Here is a 16,721-nt window from a genome sequence, read left to right on the forward strand (position 1 = left end):
GTGAGCCCGCCGCCGCTCCTGCAGGCGCGCCGCTTGAGCGTCGGCATCGGCGCGCGGGTCTTCTGCCGCGAGCTCGATCTCGAACTGCGCGCCGGCGAGCGGCTGGCCATCCTCGGGCGCAACGGCGCCGGCAAGTTGACGCTGCTTTCGGTGCTGGCCGGGCTGCGCGCGCCGCTCGCCGGCGAGGTGCGGCTCAAAGGCGTCGGCTATGACGAACTCGGGCCGCGCCGGGCCGCGCGGGTGCGCGGCTGGCTGCCGCAGTCGCGCAACGACGCCTTTGCCTCGACGGTGCTGGAAACGGCGCTGGTCGGGCGGCATCCACATCTCGAACGCTGGGGCTGGGAGTCGGCGCAGGACGCCCAGATCGTCCGCCAGGCGCTGGCCTCGGTCGGCCTGGCCGACTTCGAGCAACGCGATATCCAGACGCTGTCGGGCGGCGAGCGCCAGCGCCTGGCGATCGCCACGCTGCTGGCGCAGCAGCCGGAACTGTTCCTGCTCGACGAGCCGGTGGCCTATCTCGACCTCAAGCACCAGATCGCCATGCTCGCGCTGTTCGCCGGCGCGGCGCGCGAGTGCGGCGCGGCGGTGGCGATGGTGCTGCACGAGCCGGCGCTGGCCTGGCGCTTCTGCGACCGCGTGCTGCTGGTGCATGGCGACGGCCGCTGCGAAAGCGGTCCGGCGCCGGAGATGCTGAGCGCGGAGCGGCTCTCGGCCCTGTACGACTATCCCCTGGAGGTTTTCGAGCGCGACGGGCAGCTGTGCCTGATGCCGCGGTGATTCGTGATTGACCACGGCGACACGGCGGGCACGGCGAAAGGCAAGAGCTTTTTCAACCACAACGACACAACGTGCACAACGAAAAACGAGGTTTTGCTTTTCGCCGTGCCCGCCGTGTCGCCGTGGTTGGAATCAAGGTTTGTCATAGCGTTTCGTTTTATAGCGAGGTTCCCGACATGACCGATCCGGACAAGGATGTGGAAAAGGAAGCGCGCCACGTGCGGCGCATGGAACGCAAGAAGGCCGTGGTGGACGCGGCGATCGCCGCGGCGCAGCAGGAGCGCGGGGTGCTGGTGGTCAATACCGGCACCGGCAAGGGCAAGTCGTCGGCGGCCTTCGGCGTCGTCGCGCGCGCGCTCGGGCACGGGATGAAGGTGGCCGTGGTGCAGTTCGTCAAGGGGCGCTCGGATACCGGCGAGGAGGCCTTCTTCAAGCAGGCCGCCGACCCGGAGCAATTGCGCTGGCACGTCACCGGCGAGGGCTTCACCTGGGAGATCCAGGACACCGAACGCGACGTGGCGGCCGCGCGGGCGGCGTGGGGGATCGCCTGCGGCTATCTCGGCGATCGGCGGTTCGGCCTGGTGGTGCTCGACGAGATGACCTACGCCTTCAAGTACGGCTGGCTCGACCTGCCGCAGGTGCTCGCGACGCTGGCCGCGCGGCCGGCGCTGCAGCACGTGGTCATTACCGGGCGCGCCGCGCCCGAGGCGCTGATCGCCGCCGCCGACACGGTCACCGACATGACCCTGGTCAAGCATGCCTTCAAGGCCGGCGTCAAGGCCATGCCCGGCCTGGAGTGGTAGCCGTGCCCGCGTGCCCGGCCTTCCTCGTCGCCGCGCCGGCGTCCGGCCAGGGCAAGACCACCGTGGTCGCCGCGCTGGCGCGGCTGCACACGCGGCTGGGGCGGCGCGTGCGCGTGTTCAAGTGCGGCCCGGATTTCCTCGATCCGCAAATCCACGCCGTCGCCAGCGGCGCGCCGTGCCAGAACGTCGACCTGTGGATGTGCGGCGCGGCGGACGTCGCCTGGCGGCTGGCCGAGGCCGCGCGCAACGCCGACCTGATCCTGGTCGAGGGCGTCATGGGCCTGTTCGACGGCGAGCCGTCGGCGGCGGAACTGGCGCGCACGCTCGGGCTGCCGATCCTGGCGGTGATCGACGGCGCGTCGATGGCCGCCAGCTTCGGCGCCATCGCCTTCGGCCTGAAGCACTACCAGCCCGGCACGCCGCTGCAGGCGGCGTTCGCCAACCGCGTCGGCAGCGCCTACCACGCCGAGCTGCTGGAAAAGAGCCTGCCGCCCGGCATCGACTGGTACGGCGCCTTGCCGCGCGATGCCGAGGCCGCGCTGCCGGAGCGCCATCTCGGCCTGCTGCCGGCCGCCGAGATCGAGGGGCTGGCGCAGCGCATCGAGCGCATGGCCGACCGGCTGGCGACGACCGCCGCGGCGCAGCTGCCGCCGCCGGTCGACTTCAGGGACGTGCCGCCGCCGGCGCTGCCGCCGCTGCTGCGCGGGAAAACGATCGCCGTGGCGCGCGACGCCGCGTTCTGTTTCCTCTACCCGGCCAACGTCGACTGCCTCGAACGGCTCGGCGCCGAACTGGTTCTACTTCTCGCCGCTCGCCGGCGCGGCGCTGCCGCCGTGCGACGCGGTCTGGCTGCCGGGCGGCTACCCGGAACTGCATGGCCCGGCGCTGGCGGCCAGGCGCGCGCTGTGGGCGCAGCTGGCCGCGCACGTTGACGCGGGCCGGCCGCTGCTCGCCGAATGCGGCGGCATGATGGCGCTGTTCGACGCGCTGCGCGGCGTCGGCGGCGATGAATTCCAGCTGGCCGGACTGCTGCCCGGCCGGGTCGTCATGCAGAAGAAGCTGGCCGGGCTCGGCATGCAGGAGGTCGCCTTGCCCGAAGGCGTGCTGCGCGGCCACGCCTTCCATTATTCGCGCACCGAAACGCCGCTGGCGCCGCTGTGCGTCTCCAGCCGGCCCGACGGGCGCCACGGCGAGGCGGTCTATCGCCGGCAGCGGCTCACCGCGAGTTACATGCACCTGTACTTCCCGTCGAATCCCCCGGCGGCGGCGCGGCTGTTCGGCGGCTAGCCGTCCCGGCAATTCCCGGCGGCGGCTGCTATGCTGGGAGGGCGGCCATCCCCGGCCGCGCCATGCCGGGAGAGACAATGAAGCGCCTCTTCTTCCTTGCCGCCGTCCTGCTTTTCCCGCTGCTCGCCTTTCCCGCGACGGTCAAGGTGGCCGAAATCCGCGGCGCGATCAGCCCGGCCACCGCCGGCTACTTCCTGCGCGCGCTGGGCGAGGCGCAGCGGGCGCGGGCCGATCTGCTGGTGCTCAAGCTCGACACGCCGGGCGGCCTCGATACGTCGATGCGCGAGATGATCCAGGCCGTGCTGGCCTCCGACGTCCCGGTCGCCGTGTGGGTGGCGCCGTCCGGGGCGCGGGCCGCCAGCGCCGGCACCTACCTGCTCTATGCCAGCCACGTGGCGGCGATGGCGCCGGGCACCAACCTCGGCGCGGCGACGCCGGTGGCGATCGGCATCGGCGGCGGCAAGCCCGGCGAGGAGAAGCCGGAAAAAGGAAAGGGCGAGGGCAAGGACGACGCGCCGCCCGGCAACGCGATGGAGAGAAAGGCGGTGCATGACGCCTCCGCCTACATCCGCAGCCTGGCGCAGCTGCGCGGCCGCAACGCCGAGTGGGGCGAGCGCGCGGTGCGCGAGGCGGAAAGCCTGTCGGCCGACGAGGCGGTCGAGCGCAAGGTCGCCGACTTCATCGCGGCCGACCTGCCGGCGCTGCTGCGCGGCGCCGAGGGGCGCAAGGTGGCCGTCGCCGGCGGCGAGATCACGCTGGCCCTCGGCGCCGCCGCCGTGCAGACCATCGAGCGCAACTGGAAGGAGCGCCTGCTGGCGGCGATCGCCGATCCGAACGTGGCGCTGATCCTGATGATGCTCGGCGTCTACGGCCTGCTCTTCGAGTTCTACACGCCGGGCTTCGGGGTGTCCGGGATCATCGGCTCGATCTGCCTGCTGCTGGCGCTCTACGCGCTGGCCATGCTGCCGGTCAACGCGGTCGGCGCGCTGCTCCTGGTGCTCGGCCTGGGGCTGATGGCCACCGAGGCGTTCGTGCCCAGCTTCGGCGCCTTCGGCATCGGCGGCATCGTCGCCTTCGTCGCCGGCGCGCTGATGCTGATCGAGGGCGACGTGCCCGGCCTGCAGGTGTCGCTGGCCTTCATCGTGCCGCTGGCCGCGGTCAGCGCGCTGGTGCTCGGCGGGGCCGGCGCGCTGGCGCTGCGTTCGCGGCGGCGGCCGGTCGTGTCGGGCGTCGAGGCGATGCTGGGCACGACGGCCGAGGCGCTGGAGGCGTTCGAGCGCGAAGGCTGGGTACGCGCTTCCGGCGAACGCTGGCGGGCGCGCAGCGCCGCCCCGCTGGCATGCGGCGAGCGGGCGCGGATCGTGGCGGTCGAAGGACTGCTCCTGGTGGTCGAACCGGAGGTCGGGAAAGGAGAACGGATATGACGATCTGGAACATCGGCTGGGACATCGGCTGGGGCGGCGCGGTCCTGCTGCTCGTTGTGCTGGCGGCGAGCAGCATCCGCATCCTGCGCGAGTACGAGCGCGGCGTGGTGTTCCTGCTCGGCCGCTTCTGGCGGGTGAAGGGGCCGGGCGTGGTGATCATCGTTCCCGGCATCCAGCAGATGGTGCGGGTGGACCTGCGCCTGGTGGTGATGGACGTGCCGAGCCAGGACGTGATCTCGCGCGACAACGTGTCGGTGCAGGTCAACGCCGTGGTCTATTTCCGCGTGGTCGATCCCGAAAAGGCGATCATCCGCGTGGCCAACTTCTTCGAAGCCACCTCGCAGCTGGCGCAGACGACCCTGCGCTCGGTGCTCGGCAAGCACGAGCTGGACGGCATGCTGGCCGAGCGCGAGCGGCTCAACGCCGACATCCAGCAGATCCTCGACGCGCAGACCGATTCGTGGGGCATCAAGGTGACCAACGTCGAGATCAAGCACGTGGACATCAACGAATCGATGGTGCGCGCCATCGCCCGCCAGGCCGAGGCCGAACGCGAACGGCGGGCCAAGGTGATCCACGCCGAGGGCGAATTGCAGGCCTCCGAAAAGCTGCTCGAAGCCTCGCGGGTGCTGGCCCGCACGCCGCAGGCCATGCAGCTGCGCTATCTGCAGACGCTGACCAGCATCGCCGGGGACAAGAGTTCGACCATCGTCTTCCCGATGCCGGTGGAACTGGCGGAGACCTTCGCCAGCCTCGTTGCGCGCAAGGCGGCGGACGACGGCGGTTAGGCCGCGCCGGCCGCGGGCTCGCGCATCAGCCCGACCACGCTGCCGATGACGATCAGCGTCGGCGGCTTGACCTGGTTGTCGCGGGCCACCGCCGGCAGGGTGGCCAGCGTGCCGCGGTGGATCTTCTGGTTCGGCCAGGTGGCGCGGTAGACCAGCGCGGCCGGCGTGCCGCCGGGCAGGCCGGCGGCCTGCAGGCGGGCCGAGATGATGTCGAGCCCGGTGACGCCCATGTAGATGACCAGCGTCTGGCCGGGGCGGGCGAGCGCCGGCCAGTCCAGCTCGACGCTGTGGTCCTTGAGGTGGCCGGTGACGAAGACGCAGCTCTGCGCATGGTCGCGGTGGGTGAGCGGAAAGCCGAAGGCGGCGGCGGCGCCGAGCGCGGCGGTGACGCCGGGAACGATCTCGACCGGGATGCCGGCCGCCTGCAGCGCTTCGATCTCCTCGCCGCCGCGCCCGAAGACGAAGGGATCGCCGCCTTTCAGGCGCACCACGAATTTGCCGGCGCGGGCCAGGTTGACCAGCAGCCGGCAGATGTCCTCCTGCGGCAGCGTGTGATGGCCGGCCTTCTTGCCGACGAAGACGCGCTCGGCGTCCGGCCGCGCGAGTTCGAGAATGCCCTGCCCGACGAGGTTGTCGTAGACCACGGCGTCGGCCTGCCCGAGCAGGCGCGCGCCCTTGAGCGTGATCAGCTCGGCGTCGCCCGGCCCGGCCCCGACGAGGGCGACACGTCCGGCGGAAGGGGAAAGAGGTGCGGTCACGGTGATTCTCCTGGCGATTCTGCAAAAAGGGTTGGTCGCGGCGGGCGGCGGCCCGTAGGGTCGGACCGCCGCGCCGGGCCGTTCATTCGGCGTCGTCCGCCGCTGCGTCCGCCTCGGCGGCCCACGGTTCGCTCAGCACGGCGGCGACGTAGTCCTCCGGCAGGCGGTAGGTCCGGGCGAGCTCGGCCGGCGTGCGGCCGCCGGCATGCGCCGCGTGGAGCGCGGCCAGCCAGCCGGTCAGGCCGGTAGACAGCGAGACGCCGGCCTTTTCGCCGTCGCGCGCGGCGGCGAAGCCGCTCTCCGCCTCGTACTTGTTGGCGTAGCCGCGCGGCGTGATCATCAGGCCGTCGCGCACGTAGGTGTTGGAATTGCCGATCAGCACCGTGGTCATCATGCTGATCTCGGCCTCGCGCATCTTGGCCAGGGTGGTGAACTGGATGTCCTGCTTGGGCCGGAAGGCGGCCTTGACCACCGCCACCGGCGTGTCCGCCGCGCGGTGGCGCAGGAAGATGCGCTGCGCCTCCTCGATCTGCCGCGTGCGGCGGCCGCTCTTGGGGTTGTACAGGGCGACCACGAAATCGGCGCAGGCCGCCGCGTCGAGGCGGCGGGCGATGGTCGGCCAGGGCGTCAGCAGGTCGGAGAGCGAGATCGCGCAGAAGTCGTGCGTCAGCGGCGCGCCGACCAGCGACGCGCAACTGTTGATCGCGGACGCGCCGGGCACGATGTTGACCTCGACGCCCGAACCGGGCGTCCAGCCGGCCTGGAACAGCACTTCGAAGGTCGGCCCGGCCATGCCGTAAACCCCGGCGTCGCCCGACGAGATGATCGCCACCTTCCTGCCGGCGCGGGCGCGCTCGTAGGCTTCGATGGCGCGGTCGAGCTCCTCGGTCATGGCCTTTTTGATCACCTCCTTGCCGTCGAGCAGGTCCTTGATCAGGCGGATGTAGGTGACGTAGCCGATCACCGTGTCGGCCTCGGCGATGGCCGCGCGGGCGCGGCCGGTCAGGTCGGCGAGGCTGCCCGGGCCGAGGCCGACGAGCGAGATTTTTCCGGTGGCTGGAGTCATGCGGGAATCCTTGCGATGGAGACGGTGGCGTTGCGGCCGTCCGGGCCGCGCAGCCGGTGTTTTTCGATGAGCAGATGCGTCCGGTCGGCGCCGGCCGCGAGCAGCGCCGCGGCTTCCGAGACCGACGGCGTGCCGGTGTGCCGGCGCACGGTTGCCGACGGATTGGGGACGTTGACGCGCGCGAGTTCGGCGGCGGGGTGGAAACGGATCGTCCAGCCGCGTTTTTCGGCGAGCTGGAGCAGTGCCGGTTCGTCGGCCTTGAGGTCGATGCTGGCCACGGCGGCCACGTCGGCGAGGCCGGCGCCGCATGCGCCCAGCGCCTGTTCGACGGCGGCTTCCAGCGTCGCCAGCGGCGTGCCGCGGTCGCAGCCGAGGCCGAGGGCGAGCTTCATGCGTCGGCTCCGGGGCGGTAGATCACGCAACGTCCGGCCAGCCGCGCGGCGTACGCCTCCGGCATGGCGCGCGCGCTGATCCACAGCACGGCGGCGAAGCGCTCCGGATCGACCTCCTCCAGCCGATCGAACAGCGTCACGTTGGCCGGCAGCGGGCCGCGGCGGCCGTTGGCGTGGTTGCGCCACCAGTCCCGGCTGCCGGCTTCCTGCACCAGCGCGACCGGCTCGTCGTTGACCACCGCGGCGCTGGCGCGCACCAGCGTGTCGTGGCCGGCTTCCAGCGTCCAGCCGAGTTCGCGGCCGAGCAGGTTGACGCCGATCGTTTCGCGCGCGTCGGACGCGGTGGTCAGCACCGTCTGCGCGCCGAGCGCCGCCGCCAGCCGCCCGGCCAGCGCGTTGGCGCCGCCGAGATGGCCGGAGAGCACGGGAATGACGAAGCGCCCGCCATCGTCGAGCGCGACCACGGCCGGGTCGCTGGTTTTCGATTCGAGGTGCGGCGCGAGCATGCGCACCAGCGCGCCGAGCGAGAAGATCGCCACGATGGCGTCCTGCCCGGCGAACAGGCGGCCGATCTCCTCGGCGGTCGTTCCGTCGTAGGCGTGCGCGGCGCCGGGCGCCGCCGCCTCGGCCTCTACGGCGAACTTGCGCGGCGCATGCAGGCGCGCGCCGGGCAGCGCGGCGACGACGCGGCCGGCCAGGGCGACGCCGTGGCGGGTGATCGAAAGCACGGCGATTTTCATGCGCCGGCGGCCTCCCGCGCTTCCTGGCGCTGCCGGCAGCCGCGCCGCAGTTCGCCGCGCTGGCGTTTCGGGTTGCGCACCAGCAGCAGCGACAGGTAGTTGACCTGCTCGCCCTTGAGCGTCGCCAGGTCGCGCACGACGCGCTCGTCGGGCGCGCCGACCTTCTCGATGAAGCAGCTGGTGGCCAGCAGTCCGCGCCGTTCCAGCAGTCCCAGCACGTCGTCGAGCAGCGGCTTGACCTTGAGCAGGATCAGCGTGTCGAACTCGTCGAGCAGGTGGTCGATGACTTCGATGCCGTAGGCCGTCGGGATGACCGCCAGCGTTTCGTCCTCCTCGGCGAGCGGCAGGCCGGTGGCGGCCGCGGCGGCGGCGAAGGAGGACACGCCGGGAATCGTCTCGACGTCGATGTGCGGGACCAGTTCGCGCACCACGCGCGCCAGGTGCCCGAAGGTGGCGAACGTGGACGCGTCGCCTTCGACTAGGAACACCGCGTCGCGTCCCTCGGCGAGCAGTTCGACGGTGCGCGCCGCTGCCAGCGCCCAGGCTTTGCCGAGGGCTGCGGGATCGCGCGTCATGGGGAAGACCAGTTCGACGGCGTCCGCCGGCACCGGCAGGCCGCCGCGCTCGACGATCGACAGCGCGTAGGAATTTTCCTCGGCCTTCTTCACCGGGTAGATCCAGCGCGCGCCGGATTGCAGCGCCGCCCAGCCGCGGCGGGTGATCAGTTCGGGATCGCCAGGGCCGAGCGAGGCGCCGATCAGTTTTCCGTATGTCTTGGGAGTAGTCATGGTTTTTCGTCGGTCTTTCCGGGTTGGCATGCGGTGACGATCCACACCGGGTTCAGCGCCGCCATGCGGTGCATGTCGAGGATCGGCTGGCTGCGGCTGGCCTGCAGCTGGACGACGTCCCACGCCACGGCGGCCTCGGCCAGCGCCGCCGTGGCGGTCGCCAGGTTTTCCAGGGTGACGAAGTTCATCACCAGCCGGCCGCCGGGCTTCAGCCGGGCGAGGATCAGGTGGATCAGCGCGGCGAGTTCGCCGCCCGAGCCGCCGATGAACACGGCGTCCGGGTCCGGCCAGGCGTCGAGATGCTGCGGCGCCTTGCCGTCGAACAGCGTGTAGTTGGTCTGCCGCCGGCGCGCCGCGTTGGCGCGCGCGTTGGCCGCGTCGGCGGCGCTCTTCTCGATCGCCCAGACGTGGCCGCGCGGCGCGAGGCGCGCGGCTTCCAGGCCGACCGAGCCGGAGCCCGCGCCGATGTCCCAGACCGTCGCGCCGGGACCGATGCGCAGTTTGGCAAGCGATACGGCGCGCGCCTCCTGCTTGGTGATCAGGCCTTTCTCGGGCGTACGCTGCCGGTATTCGTCGTCGTCCAGGCCGAAGGCGGGGGCGGTGTCCTCGCCTTCCCAGCGCCGGACCAGCGCCACGTTGGGCTGCGGGAAGTCGGTCCGCGCCGCTTCTTCGAGCGGCAGCCCGGCGAACAGCCGCTCGTCCGGCAATTGCAGGCGGCAGGCTACCGACAGGCGGATTTCGTCGCTGCCGTAGCCCGCCGCCAGCAGCGCGCGCGCCAGCCGCGCCGGGGTGTTTTCCGGGCCGGTGAACAGGAACACGCGCGGGTGCAGCGCGATGGCGCGCAGGGCCGCGTACAGCCCGTGCGCCGGCGTGGCGCCGGGCGTCCACTCGCCGGCGTCGCGGCCGTGGCAGGAGGCGATGACGACGTCGTCCCACGGCTCGCGCCAGCGGGCGCAGGCGAGCTGCAGCGTCGACACGTTGGGCAGGATCTCCGGCGGCGCGTCGAGCTTGCCGGCCAGCCACGCGCCGAGGCCGTGGCAGAGCGGGTCGCCGGTGGCCAGCACCACGGCCGGGCGCCTTTCCGCCCGCGCGGCGCGCAGCCATTCCGGCACCCGGGCGAGCGCGCCGTCCATGTCGCGGCACTCGGTGCCGGCGGTCAGGTGCGGGCGGACGAGTTCGAGCGTGCGGCCCGCGCCGACCACCACGGCGGCTGCGCGCAGCCGTTGCCGCGCGGCGTCGGCCAGGCCGGCCCAGCCGTCGTCGAGGATGCCGATCAGGGTGCAGTCAGTCATACATACCCCAAAAAAATCCGTCACCCCGGCGAACGCCGGGGTCCAGTCTGCGGCCGTACTGGATTCCGGCTTGCGCCGGAATGACGGCGTGTGGATTGTCCGTCGTGCTCATTAACCTTCCTCCTCGTTGACGCGCACGATGAATTTTCCGTCGAAGTCGCAGGCCAGCACGGTCAGGCGGTAGGGGCCTGGATAGCATTCCTTGAGGCTGCGGATGGCCTTTCTGGCGAGCGCGCGGTGGAAATCCACGGCGAGGTCCAGCGCGGCCAGCCGCTCGGCGGCGAAGCGCGCCGTCTCGGCCGAGCGGATGGCCTCGATCAGATCCGGCGGGGCGCCGACCTCGCGCGCGCAGTCGGCGATCAGGGCGCGGTCGATGGCCGCCTTCCAGGCGTGCGTGACGGCCAGGCCCTGGCCCATCTTGGTCAGCTTGCCGGCCATCGCGCCGATGGTGATTGCGCGCATGCCGCGCTGGATCGCCGCCTGGAACGCGGCCTTGACGAAATCGCCCATCTGCACGAAGCAGACTTCGGGCAGTTCCGGCAACTGGCGCATGGCGAACTTTTCGCTGCGCCCGCCGGTGGTGAACACCACGTGGGTCTGCCCCTGCCGGGCGGCGACGTCGATGGCCTGCACTACGCTGGCGCGGAAGGCGGCGGTCGAATACGGGCGGACGATGCCGGTGGTGCCGAGGATGGAGATGCCGCCGAGGATGCCGAGGCGGGCGTTGAGCGTCTTTTTGGCCATCTCCTCGCCGCCGGGCACCGACACCGTGATCTCCAGCCCGTCGTGTTCCAGCAGCGTGCCGGCCGCGGCGCGCGCGTTGACCGCGATGTTGCGGCGCGGCACCGGGTTGATCGCCGGGCCGCCGACTTCCAGGCCGAGCCCCTCGCGCGTGACGGTGCCGACGCCGGGGCCGCCTTTCAGTACGATGCGCCCGGCAGCGCCGGGCAGCCGGCGCACGTCGACGGTCACGTGCGCGCCGTTGGTCGCGTCCGGATCGTCGCCGGCGTCCTTGACGATCACCGCGCGCGCCTCGCCGTCGGCCAGCCGCGCCTCGGCCACGGCGAAGGCCACGTCCTGCCCGTTCGGCAGGCGGCAGACCACGCGCGCGGGAATCTCGCCGTCGCGCAGGCCCAGCGTCGCGGCACGCGCCGCCGCCGCCGCGCAGGCGCCGGTGGTGAAGCCGCTGCGGTCGCCGCGCCGACGCTTCGGCTCGCTCTTGCGGATTTTCGGGTTATCGCTCAACGCGCGGCGTCCGCGGGGCAGGCTCCTCCCCCTTCAAGGGGGAGGTTGGGTGGGGGATGGGGTGCCGGTGATGATGAGAGGCGTGGCGCGGCCGCTACCCCATCCCCACCCCGGCCCTCCCCTTGAAGGGGAGGGAGAGGAGGGCGCTGGCGCGATTGGCTTGCCATCATCGTCTCGCTTTTACTGGCCGGGCTGCTCAGCGCCCCGCCTTCCTCTGCTCCACTTCGGCGAGGCCGAGCAGGGCGTGGATGGCGGCGACGACCAGCGTCGAGCCGCCCTTGCGGCCGCGGATGGCGACCCACGGCACGTCCTCGACCGCCATCAGCAAGTCCTTCGATTCGGCGGCGGAGACGAAGCCGACCGGCATGCCGACGACCAGCGCCGGCCGCGCGCCTGCCTCGCGGATCAGGCGGATGACCTCGATCAGCGCCGTCGGCGCGTTGCCGATGCCGACGATGGCGCCGTCGAGGCGGCCGGCGCGGTGCGCCTTGCGCATGGCCTGCACGGCGCGCGTGGTGCCCTCGGCCTGCGCCTGCTCGATCACGTCGGCGTCGTTGATGTAGTGGTGGGTGCTCATGCCGAAGTGCCCGAGGCGCGGCGCCGACAGGCCGACGCAGATCATCTCGACGTCGGCGACGACCGGCGTGCCGCCCTGCAGCACGGCGGCGAGGCCGGCGCGCATGGCCTCGGGGTGGAAGACGGTGAGGCCGTTGAACTCGAAGTCGGCATTGGCGTGGATCATGCGCCGCACCAGCGGCCATTGCTCGGCGGTGTAGGCGTGCGGCCCGGCCTCGGCGTCGATGATCGAGAACGAGTCGTGCTCGATGGCGCGGCCGGCGGCGGTCAGTTGTTCGGTGATCGTGTTGGTCATCGTGGCAGTCTAGCGAAAAAGGGTTCTCAACCGTGCGCATGCGCGTGCGCGCAGCCGCCCGTGGCCGTGTGGCTGTGGTCGTGCAGGTGTTCGGCTTCGGCCGCCTCGCGGTACTTGCAGCCATCGCATTCGAGCAGGCTGGCCATCGGCGCGTCGTAATGGGCGACGCGCGCGTCGAGCAGGTCGAAGATGCCCGGCTCGAAACCGAAATGCGCGCCGAGCGCGAAGGCGATCTGCGGGTACTGCTTCCGCAGCCGCTCGATCTGGCCGCCGATGCGTTCGATCAGCACGCCGGTGAACAGGTAGACGGGAATCACGCAGATCTGCGTCATGCCCAGCCGGGCCTGACGCTGCACGACCGTCTCCAGGCGCGGCCAGGTGACGCCGGTGAAGGCCAGGTCGACCAGCTCGTGGTCGTTGGCCTCGAAGACCCAGCGCGCCATGCGCGCCAACTCGCCGTTGGCGCCGGCGTCCGACGAGCCGCGGCCGAGCAGGATGACGCCGGTGGTGCGCGGATCGGGCACGTCGAGCTCCTTCATCAGGCGCTTCAACTGCGCCTGCAGGATCTCGAAGATCTCGCGCCCCATGCCGAGGTGGCGGGTGACCACGAACTCGACGTCGGGATGGCGCTCGCGCGCAGCTTCCACCGCCGCCGGCAGTTCCATCTTGACGTGCCCGGCGGCGTTGAGGATGAAGGGAATCAGCACCACCCGCCGGGCGCCCCGCGCCGCGCGGTCGAGGCCCTCGTCGAGCAGCACCTCGGCGTGCTCGATGAAGCACACCTCGATGCGCTCGCCGGGGCGGCGCTGCCGCCAGGCCTCGGCGAATTTCTCGATCTCGTCGTTGCCTTCGACGTTGCGCGAGCCGTGGCCGGCGAGCAGCAGCGTGGTGGGCGGGGAACAGGCGTCAGTCATGGTCGTTCTCCGTGGCTTTGCGGAAGCGGTGGGTGAAGGCGGGGTCGTAGAGCTTGGAGCGCGCCAGCGATTCCCAGCCGGCGGCGCCGAGCGTCGGGCTGGCGACGATCATCGCCTGGCTGCCGATCCTTGCCGCCTGGCATTTTTTCTTGATGTCGGCGAGCGTGCCGCGCACGATCTTCTCCTCTCCCGGCCAGCTCGCCTTCTGCACCACCAGGATCGGCGCATCCTCGGCCCAGCCGGCGGCGCGCAGGGCGTCCTGCACCTCATGCAGCAGGGTGATCGAGAGGTAGATGCACAGCGTGCAGTGGTGGCGGGCGAGCGATTCAAGGTCCTCGCCCCCGGGCATCGGCGTGCGCCCGGCGACGCGGGTGAGGATCACCGTCTGGGTGACTTCCGGCAGCGTCAGCGTCTCGCCGGCGGCGGCCATCGAGGCCATCGCCGAGGATACGCCCGGCACCACGGCCCAGTCGACGCCGGCGGCGGTGAGCGGGCGGGTCATCTCGATCAGCGCGCCGTACAGGCCGGGATCGCCGGTCTGCAGGCGGACGACGGTGGCATGGCGCGCGGCCCGTTCGAGCAGCCAGGCGACCATCTCCTCCAGCGTCATGTCCTTCGAATCGCGGATTTCGCAGCCCGCCGGCGCGTAGCGGGTGGCGGCCTGGTCGACCAGCGAACCGGCGTACAGGATCGCGCCGGCCTCTTCGATCAGCGCGCGGCCTTTGATGGTGATCAGGTCGGGGTCGCCGGGGCCGGCGCCGACAAACCAGATTTTTCCGGGCATCGGGAAGTTCTCCGGGTGAAGGTTCAAGAGAGCGGGCCGGCGGCGGGCACGGGACCCAGCCGCCCGATCAGTTCGCCGAGGCTGCGCGGCGGCGCGCCGGCGCGGTCGACGTGGCCGCGCAGCGCCAGCTGCCGGTGCAGTTCGATGACGCCGGGCAGCGGCAGCCCCGCCGCCTGCAGGACGGCGGCCAGGCCGGGGTCGGCGGCGAGCTGCCCGGCGGCGAAGGAGGCCGCGCAGCGGCCGGCGGCCATCAGGTGGATCGCGTCGGCCCAGCGGTAGGCGAAGTCGATGTCGTGCGTCGCCAGCAGCAGGGTGATGCCGCGCCGGTGCAGGCCGTCGAGCACGGACAGCAGTTCGGCGCGCATGGCGTGGTCGAGGCCGGCCATCGGCTCGTCGAGGATCAGCAGGCGCGGTTCCATGGCCAGCACGCCGGCGATGCAGACGCGCTTTTTCTGGCCGAAGGAAAGGTTGTGCACCGGCCGGTCGGCGTAGGTTTCCATGCCCACCGCGCGCAGCGCCTCCGCGACGCGGCGGCGCACGGTATCCACGTCCAGCCCGAGGTTGAGCGGGCCGAACGAGACGTCCTCGCGCACGGAGGCCGAGAACAGCTGCTGGTCCGGGTTCTGGAACACCAGGCCGACCTCGCTGCGCAGGCGGCGCAGGCCGGCGCGGCTGTAGTCGAGCGGCGCGCCGGCGTAGCGCACGGCGCCGGACTGCGGCCGGAAGAGGCCGTTGGCGTGCTGGAACAGCGTGGTCTTGCCGGCACCATTGGTGCCGATCAGCGCGTTGCGGCTGCCGCGCCGGATGGCCAGCGAGCAGCCGTCGAGGCCGACGTTGCCGTCCGGGTAGCGGAAGGCGACGGCTTCGAGTTCGAGCAGAATGTCCGTCGCGTCCGCCATCGGGGTCACGCGAGCACTCCGGCGACGGCGATCAGCAGCAGGCCGCCCGCGGCGGCGCAGGCCAGATCGCGCCCGGCGTGGGCGAATTCGGGGGCGAGGAAGCGCAGCGGGCCGTCGTTGTTGCGCGCCTGGGCGGCGACGTGCAGGGCGTGCGCGCGCCGCCAGATCTGCACCGTCAGGTTGGCGGCGAGGCCGGCCAGCGAGCGCAGCGTCAGGCGCAGCGAGGCGTAGCCGAGGCGCGCGGCCTGCGCCGTGCGCGTGTCGCGGGTCGCTTCGGAGAAGACGAACAGCATGCGGTAGCAGAGCACCATGATCTCCAGCAGGACTTCCGGCGTTTTCAGCCGGCGCAGCAGGGCGATCAGGTCGATCATCGGCGTGGTCAGCGCGAGGAACAGCAGGGCGGCGAGCGCGGCACAGGAGCGGGCGGCGAGCTGCAGGAGCGGCGTCCAGCCGGCCGGCAGCCAGCGCCACACCAGCCCGCCGTCGGCGAAATCGAGCGAACACGCCAGCGACAGGCAGCCGAGCGCCAGGAAGCCGAGCGGCGGCAGCGCGGCGCGCAGGAAGCGGCTGGCGGCAATGCCGGCGCCGGCCAGCGTGGCGAGGACGATCAGGGCGGCGACGGCGAAGGCGGCCTCGGGCCGCCCGGCGACGAACGCGGCGACGAAGCCGCCCAGCGCGAACAGCCCCTTGGCGGCGGGGGAAACCGACCGCCAGCGGTTGGCGTAGGCGCACTGCTCGACCAGCACCGCGCCTCAGTCCTGCCGTCCGGCCGCGGCCTTTTCCCGTTCGCGCCGCATTTTCTCGCGCGTGACGCCGGTGCCGACGTAGTAGCCGATGAAGCCGGCGCCGAGCGCCGCCTGCAGGGCGAACAGCATCGAGGCGATCTCGCCGCTGGCCGGTTCGATGATCGGCTCGAACCACGGCCGGTAATCCGGCCGGATTTCGCCGATCAGGTTCTTGGCCTTGTCGTCGGAGCCGCCGAAGATTTCCACCTCCTCGCCGTCGACGCCGGCCGCGGGCTTCTCGACGATCCACAGGGGAACCAGCGCCAGCACGACGACGCCGAGGATCAGCAGGATGTTCTGGGTGCGCTTCTGGGTGAGCTTCATGCGCGGGCCTCCTTGGCGTCGATGAGGTTCATGTCCTTGAGCTCCTGCGGGTTGAAGCGGGCCAGCGCGTTGAAGATGAGCACGGTGAGCAGGCCCTCGCTGATCGCCAGCGGAATCTGCGTGACGGCGAAGATGCCGGCGAACTTGGCGAACGACGCCATGAAACCGCCGGCCGGGTCCGGGAAAGCCCAGGCCAGCTGCACGGAGGTGGTGACGTAGGTCAGCAGGTCGGCCAGGCTGGCGGCGCAGAAGACGCCGACGGCGAGCGAGCCGCCGAGCCTGCGCACCAGGCGGAACACGGCCCAGGCGGCGAACGGGCCGACGATGGCCATCGAGAAGATGTTGGCGCCGAGCGTGGTGAGGCCCCCGTGCGCCAGCAGCAGCGCCTGGAAGAGCAGCACCACGGCGCCGATCGGCGCCATCGCCGCCGGACCGAAGAGCAGCGCGCCGAGGCCGGTGCCGGTGGGGTGCGAACAGCTGCCGGTGACCGACGGCAGCTTCATCGCCGACAGGACGAAGGAAAACGCGGCGGCCACGCCGAGCAGCATGCGCTGCTCCGGATTGGCGGCGATGCGCTTCCTGATCGAATGAATTCCGTAGGCCACCACCGGCGCCGAGGCGACGCTCCAGCCGATGGCATGTTCGACGGGCAGAAAGCCCTCCATGATGTGCATGATTCTTTCCCTTCGCGAAAACGACGAACGACTCGCTCGAGGGGCATGGCACGGAAGAAAGGCCGGCGAGATTCGTGAAGCGGGCGTTGGCCGGATGCTGACGAATGGAC

At 71.6% G+C, this 16,721-nt stretch carries 18 protein-coding genes and 1 pseudogene; 5 read left to right on the top strand and 14 right to left on the bottom strand.

Annotated elements, in window-relative coordinates:
- The 5 genes and pseudogenes from QM701_RS14585 to QM701_RS14605 all read left to right on the top strand — a co-directional run bounded on the left by QM701_RS14585 (position 1) and on the right by QM701_RS14605 (position 5,079).
- Positions 1-777, top strand: a complete 777-nt coding sequence (locus QM701_RS14585) for an ABC transporter ATP-binding protein (protein WP_415167763.1) — start codon at positions 1-3, stop codon at positions 775-777.
- Between the two features lie 176 nt (positions 778-953).
- Positions 954-1,580: a cob(I)yrinic acid a,c-diamide adenosyltransferase gene (cobO, locus tag QM701_RS14590; RefSeq protein WP_415167764.1), complete on the top strand. Its 627-nt coding sequence runs from the start codon at positions 954-956 to the stop codon at positions 1,578-1,580.
- Positions 1,581-1,582: 2 nt separating this feature from the next.
- Positions 1,583-2,867: pseudogene (locus QM701_RS14595) on the top strand (cobyrinate a,c-diamide synthase).
- Positions 2,868-2,944: 77 nt separating this feature from the next.
- Positions 2,945-4,291, top strand: a complete 1,347-nt coding sequence (locus QM701_RS14600; RefSeq protein ID WP_415167765.1) for an NfeD family protein — start codon at positions 2,945-2,947, stop codon at positions 4,289-4,291.
- Positions 4,288-5,079, top strand: coding sequence for a slipin family protein (locus QM701_RS14605; protein ID WP_415167766.1), 792 nt, complete (start codon positions 4,288-4,290; stop codon positions 5,077-5,079). The genes QM701_RS14600 and QM701_RS14605 overlap by 4 nt, the downstream gene beginning before the upstream one ends.
- On the opposite strand, the gene cobA is transcribed toward QM701_RS14605, so the two are convergent.
- The 14 genes from cobA to QM701_RS14675 form a co-directional block, all read right to left on the bottom strand.
- Positions 5,076-5,837 (bottom strand): uroporphyrinogen-III C-methyltransferase, encoded by a 762-nt coding sequence (gene cobA, locus QM701_RS14610; RefSeq protein ID WP_415167767.1) that lies wholly within the window; start codon positions 5,835-5,837, stop codon positions 5,076-5,078. The two genes, QM701_RS14605 and cobA, sit on opposite strands and share 4 nt — an antisense overlap.
- An 82-nt stretch (positions 5,838-5,919) precedes the next feature.
- Entirely contained in the window at positions 5,920-6,903 is a 984-nt protein-coding gene (gene cobJ / locus QM701_RS14615) for a precorrin-3B C(17)-methyltransferase (protein WP_415167768.1), read from the bottom strand.
- The gene (locus tag QM701_RS14620; RefSeq protein WP_415167769.1) at positions 6,900-7,295 is read right to left on the bottom strand and encodes a cobalamin biosynthesis protein; all 396 of its coding nucleotides are present in this window, start codon (positions 7,293-7,295) and stop codon (positions 6,900-6,902) included. Before QM701_RS14620 ends, cobJ begins: the two co-directional genes overlap by 4 nt.
- The gene (locus QM701_RS14625) at positions 7,292-8,035 is read right to left on the bottom strand and encodes a cobalamin biosynthesis central domain-containing protein (RefSeq protein WP_415167770.1); all 744 of its coding nucleotides are present in this window, start codon (positions 8,033-8,035) and stop codon (positions 7,292-7,294) included. Before QM701_RS14625 ends, QM701_RS14620 begins: the two co-directional genes overlap by 4 nt.
- Positions 8,032-8,823: a precorrin-2 C(20)-methyltransferase gene (gene cobI / locus QM701_RS14630; RefSeq protein ID WP_415167771.1), complete on the bottom strand. Its 792-nt coding sequence runs from the start codon at positions 8,821-8,823 to the stop codon at positions 8,032-8,034. Before cobI ends, QM701_RS14625 begins: the two co-directional genes overlap by 4 nt.
- Positions 8,820-10,115, bottom strand: a complete 1,296-nt coding sequence (gene cbiE, locus QM701_RS14635) for a precorrin-6y C5,15-methyltransferase (decarboxylating) subunit CbiE (protein ID WP_415167772.1) — start codon at positions 10,113-10,115, stop codon at positions 8,820-8,822. Before cbiE ends, cobI begins: the two co-directional genes overlap by 4 nt.
- A 111-nt stretch (positions 10,116-10,226) precedes the next feature.
- Positions 10,227-11,360: a cobalt-precorrin-5B (C(1))-methyltransferase gene (locus tag QM701_RS14640; RefSeq protein WP_415167773.1), complete on the bottom strand. Its 1,134-nt coding sequence runs from the start codon at positions 11,358-11,360 to the stop codon at positions 10,227-10,229.
- A gap of 196 nt (positions 11,361-11,556) precedes the next feature.
- Positions 11,557-12,231, bottom strand: a complete 675-nt coding sequence (locus QM701_RS14645) for a precorrin-8X methylmutase (protein ID WP_415167774.1) — start codon at positions 12,229-12,231, stop codon at positions 11,557-11,559.
- A gap of 26 nt (positions 12,232-12,257) precedes the next feature.
- Entirely contained in the window at positions 12,258-13,145 is an 888-nt protein-coding gene (locus tag QM701_RS14650; RefSeq protein ID WP_415167775.1) for a sirohydrochlorin chelatase, read from the bottom strand.
- Positions 13,138-13,929: a precorrin-4 C(11)-methyltransferase gene (gene cobM, locus QM701_RS14655; RefSeq protein WP_415167776.1), complete on the bottom strand. Its 792-nt coding sequence runs from the start codon at positions 13,927-13,929 to the stop codon at positions 13,138-13,140. Before cobM ends, QM701_RS14650 begins: the two co-directional genes overlap by 8 nt.
- Positions 13,930-13,952: 23 nt before the next feature.
- The gene (locus tag QM701_RS14660; protein WP_415169404.1) at positions 13,953-14,828 is read right to left on the bottom strand and encodes an energy-coupling factor ABC transporter ATP-binding protein; all 876 of its coding nucleotides are present in this window, start codon (positions 14,826-14,828) and stop codon (positions 13,953-13,955) included.
- A 5-nt stretch (positions 14,829-14,833) separates the two neighbouring features.
- Entirely contained in the window at positions 14,834-15,574 is a 741-nt protein-coding gene (gene cbiQ, locus QM701_RS14665) for a cobalt ECF transporter T component CbiQ (protein WP_415167777.1), read from the bottom strand.
- Between the two features lie 6 nt (positions 15,575-15,580).
- A complete protein-coding gene (locus tag QM701_RS14670; RefSeq protein WP_415167778.1) occupies positions 15,581-15,937 on the bottom strand; it encodes an energy-coupling factor ABC transporter substrate-binding protein in 357 nt (118 codons plus the stop codon).
- Complete coding sequence (locus QM701_RS14675) at positions 15,934-16,611, bottom strand: energy-coupling factor ABC transporter permease (RefSeq protein ID WP_415167779.1); 678 nt, start codon at positions 16,609-16,611, stop codon at positions 15,934-15,936. The genes QM701_RS14670 and QM701_RS14675 overlap by 4 nt, the downstream gene beginning before the upstream one ends.
- Between the last annotated feature and the right edge of the window lie 110 nt (positions 16,612-16,721).

Source organism: Propionivibrio sp. (genome assembly GCF_047602565.1).
GTDB lineage: Bacteria > Pseudomonadota > Gammaproteobacteria > Burkholderiales > Rhodocyclaceae > Propionivibrio.

Bases quoted from the DNA above. Each gene is read 5' to 3' on its own strand.
- QM701_RS14625 (WP_415167770.1), bottom strand. From the start codon at position 8,035: ATGAAAATCGCCGTGCTTTCGATCACCCGCCACGGCGTCGCCCTGGCC.
- QM701_RS14620 (WP_415167769.1), bottom strand. From the start codon at position 7,295: ATGAAGCTCGCCCTCGGCCTCGGCTGCGACCGCGGCACGCCGCTGGCG.
- QM701_RS14600 (WP_415167765.1), top strand. From the start codon at position 2,945: ATGAAGCGCCTCTTCTTCCTTGCCGCCGTCCTGCTTTTCCCGCTGCTC.
- cobJ (WP_415167768.1), bottom strand. From the start codon at position 6,903: ATGACTCCAGCCACCGGAAAAATCTCGCTCGTCGGCCTCGGCCCGGGC.
- cobI (WP_415167771.1), bottom strand. From the start codon at position 8,823: ATGACTACTCCCAAGACATACGGAAAACTGATCGGCGCCTCGCTCGGC.
- cbiE (WP_415167772.1), bottom strand. From the start codon at position 10,115: ATGACTGACTGCACCCTGATCGGCATCCTCGACGACGGCTGGGCCGGC.
- QM701_RS14675 (WP_415167779.1), bottom strand. From the start codon at position 16,611: ATGCACATCATGGAGGGCTTTCTGCCCGTCGAACATGCCATCGGCTGG.
- QM701_RS14650 (WP_415167775.1), bottom strand. From the start codon at position 13,145: ATGACTGACGCCTGTTCCCCGCCCACCACGCTGCTGCTCGCCGGCCAC.
- QM701_RS14660 (WP_415169404.1), bottom strand. From the start codon at position 14,828: ATGGCGGACGCGACGGACATTCTGCTCGAACTCGAAGCCGTCGCCTTC.
- QM701_RS14645 (WP_415167774.1), bottom strand. From the start codon at position 12,231: ATGACCAACACGATCACCGAACAACTGACCGCCGCCGGCCGCGCCATC.
- QM701_RS14605 (WP_415167766.1), top strand. From the start codon at position 4,288: ATGACGATCTGGAACATCGGCTGGGACATCGGCTGGGGCGGCGCGGTC.
- cobO (WP_415167764.1), top strand. From the start codon at position 954: ATGACCGATCCGGACAAGGATGTGGAAAAGGAAGCGCGCCACGTGCGG.
- cobM (WP_415167776.1), bottom strand. From the start codon at position 13,929: ATGCCCGGAAAAATCTGGTTTGTCGGCGCCGGCCCCGGCGACCCCGAC.
- QM701_RS14670 (WP_415167778.1), bottom strand. From the start codon at position 15,937: ATGAAGCTCACCCAGAAGCGCACCCAGAACATCCTGCTGATCCTCGGC.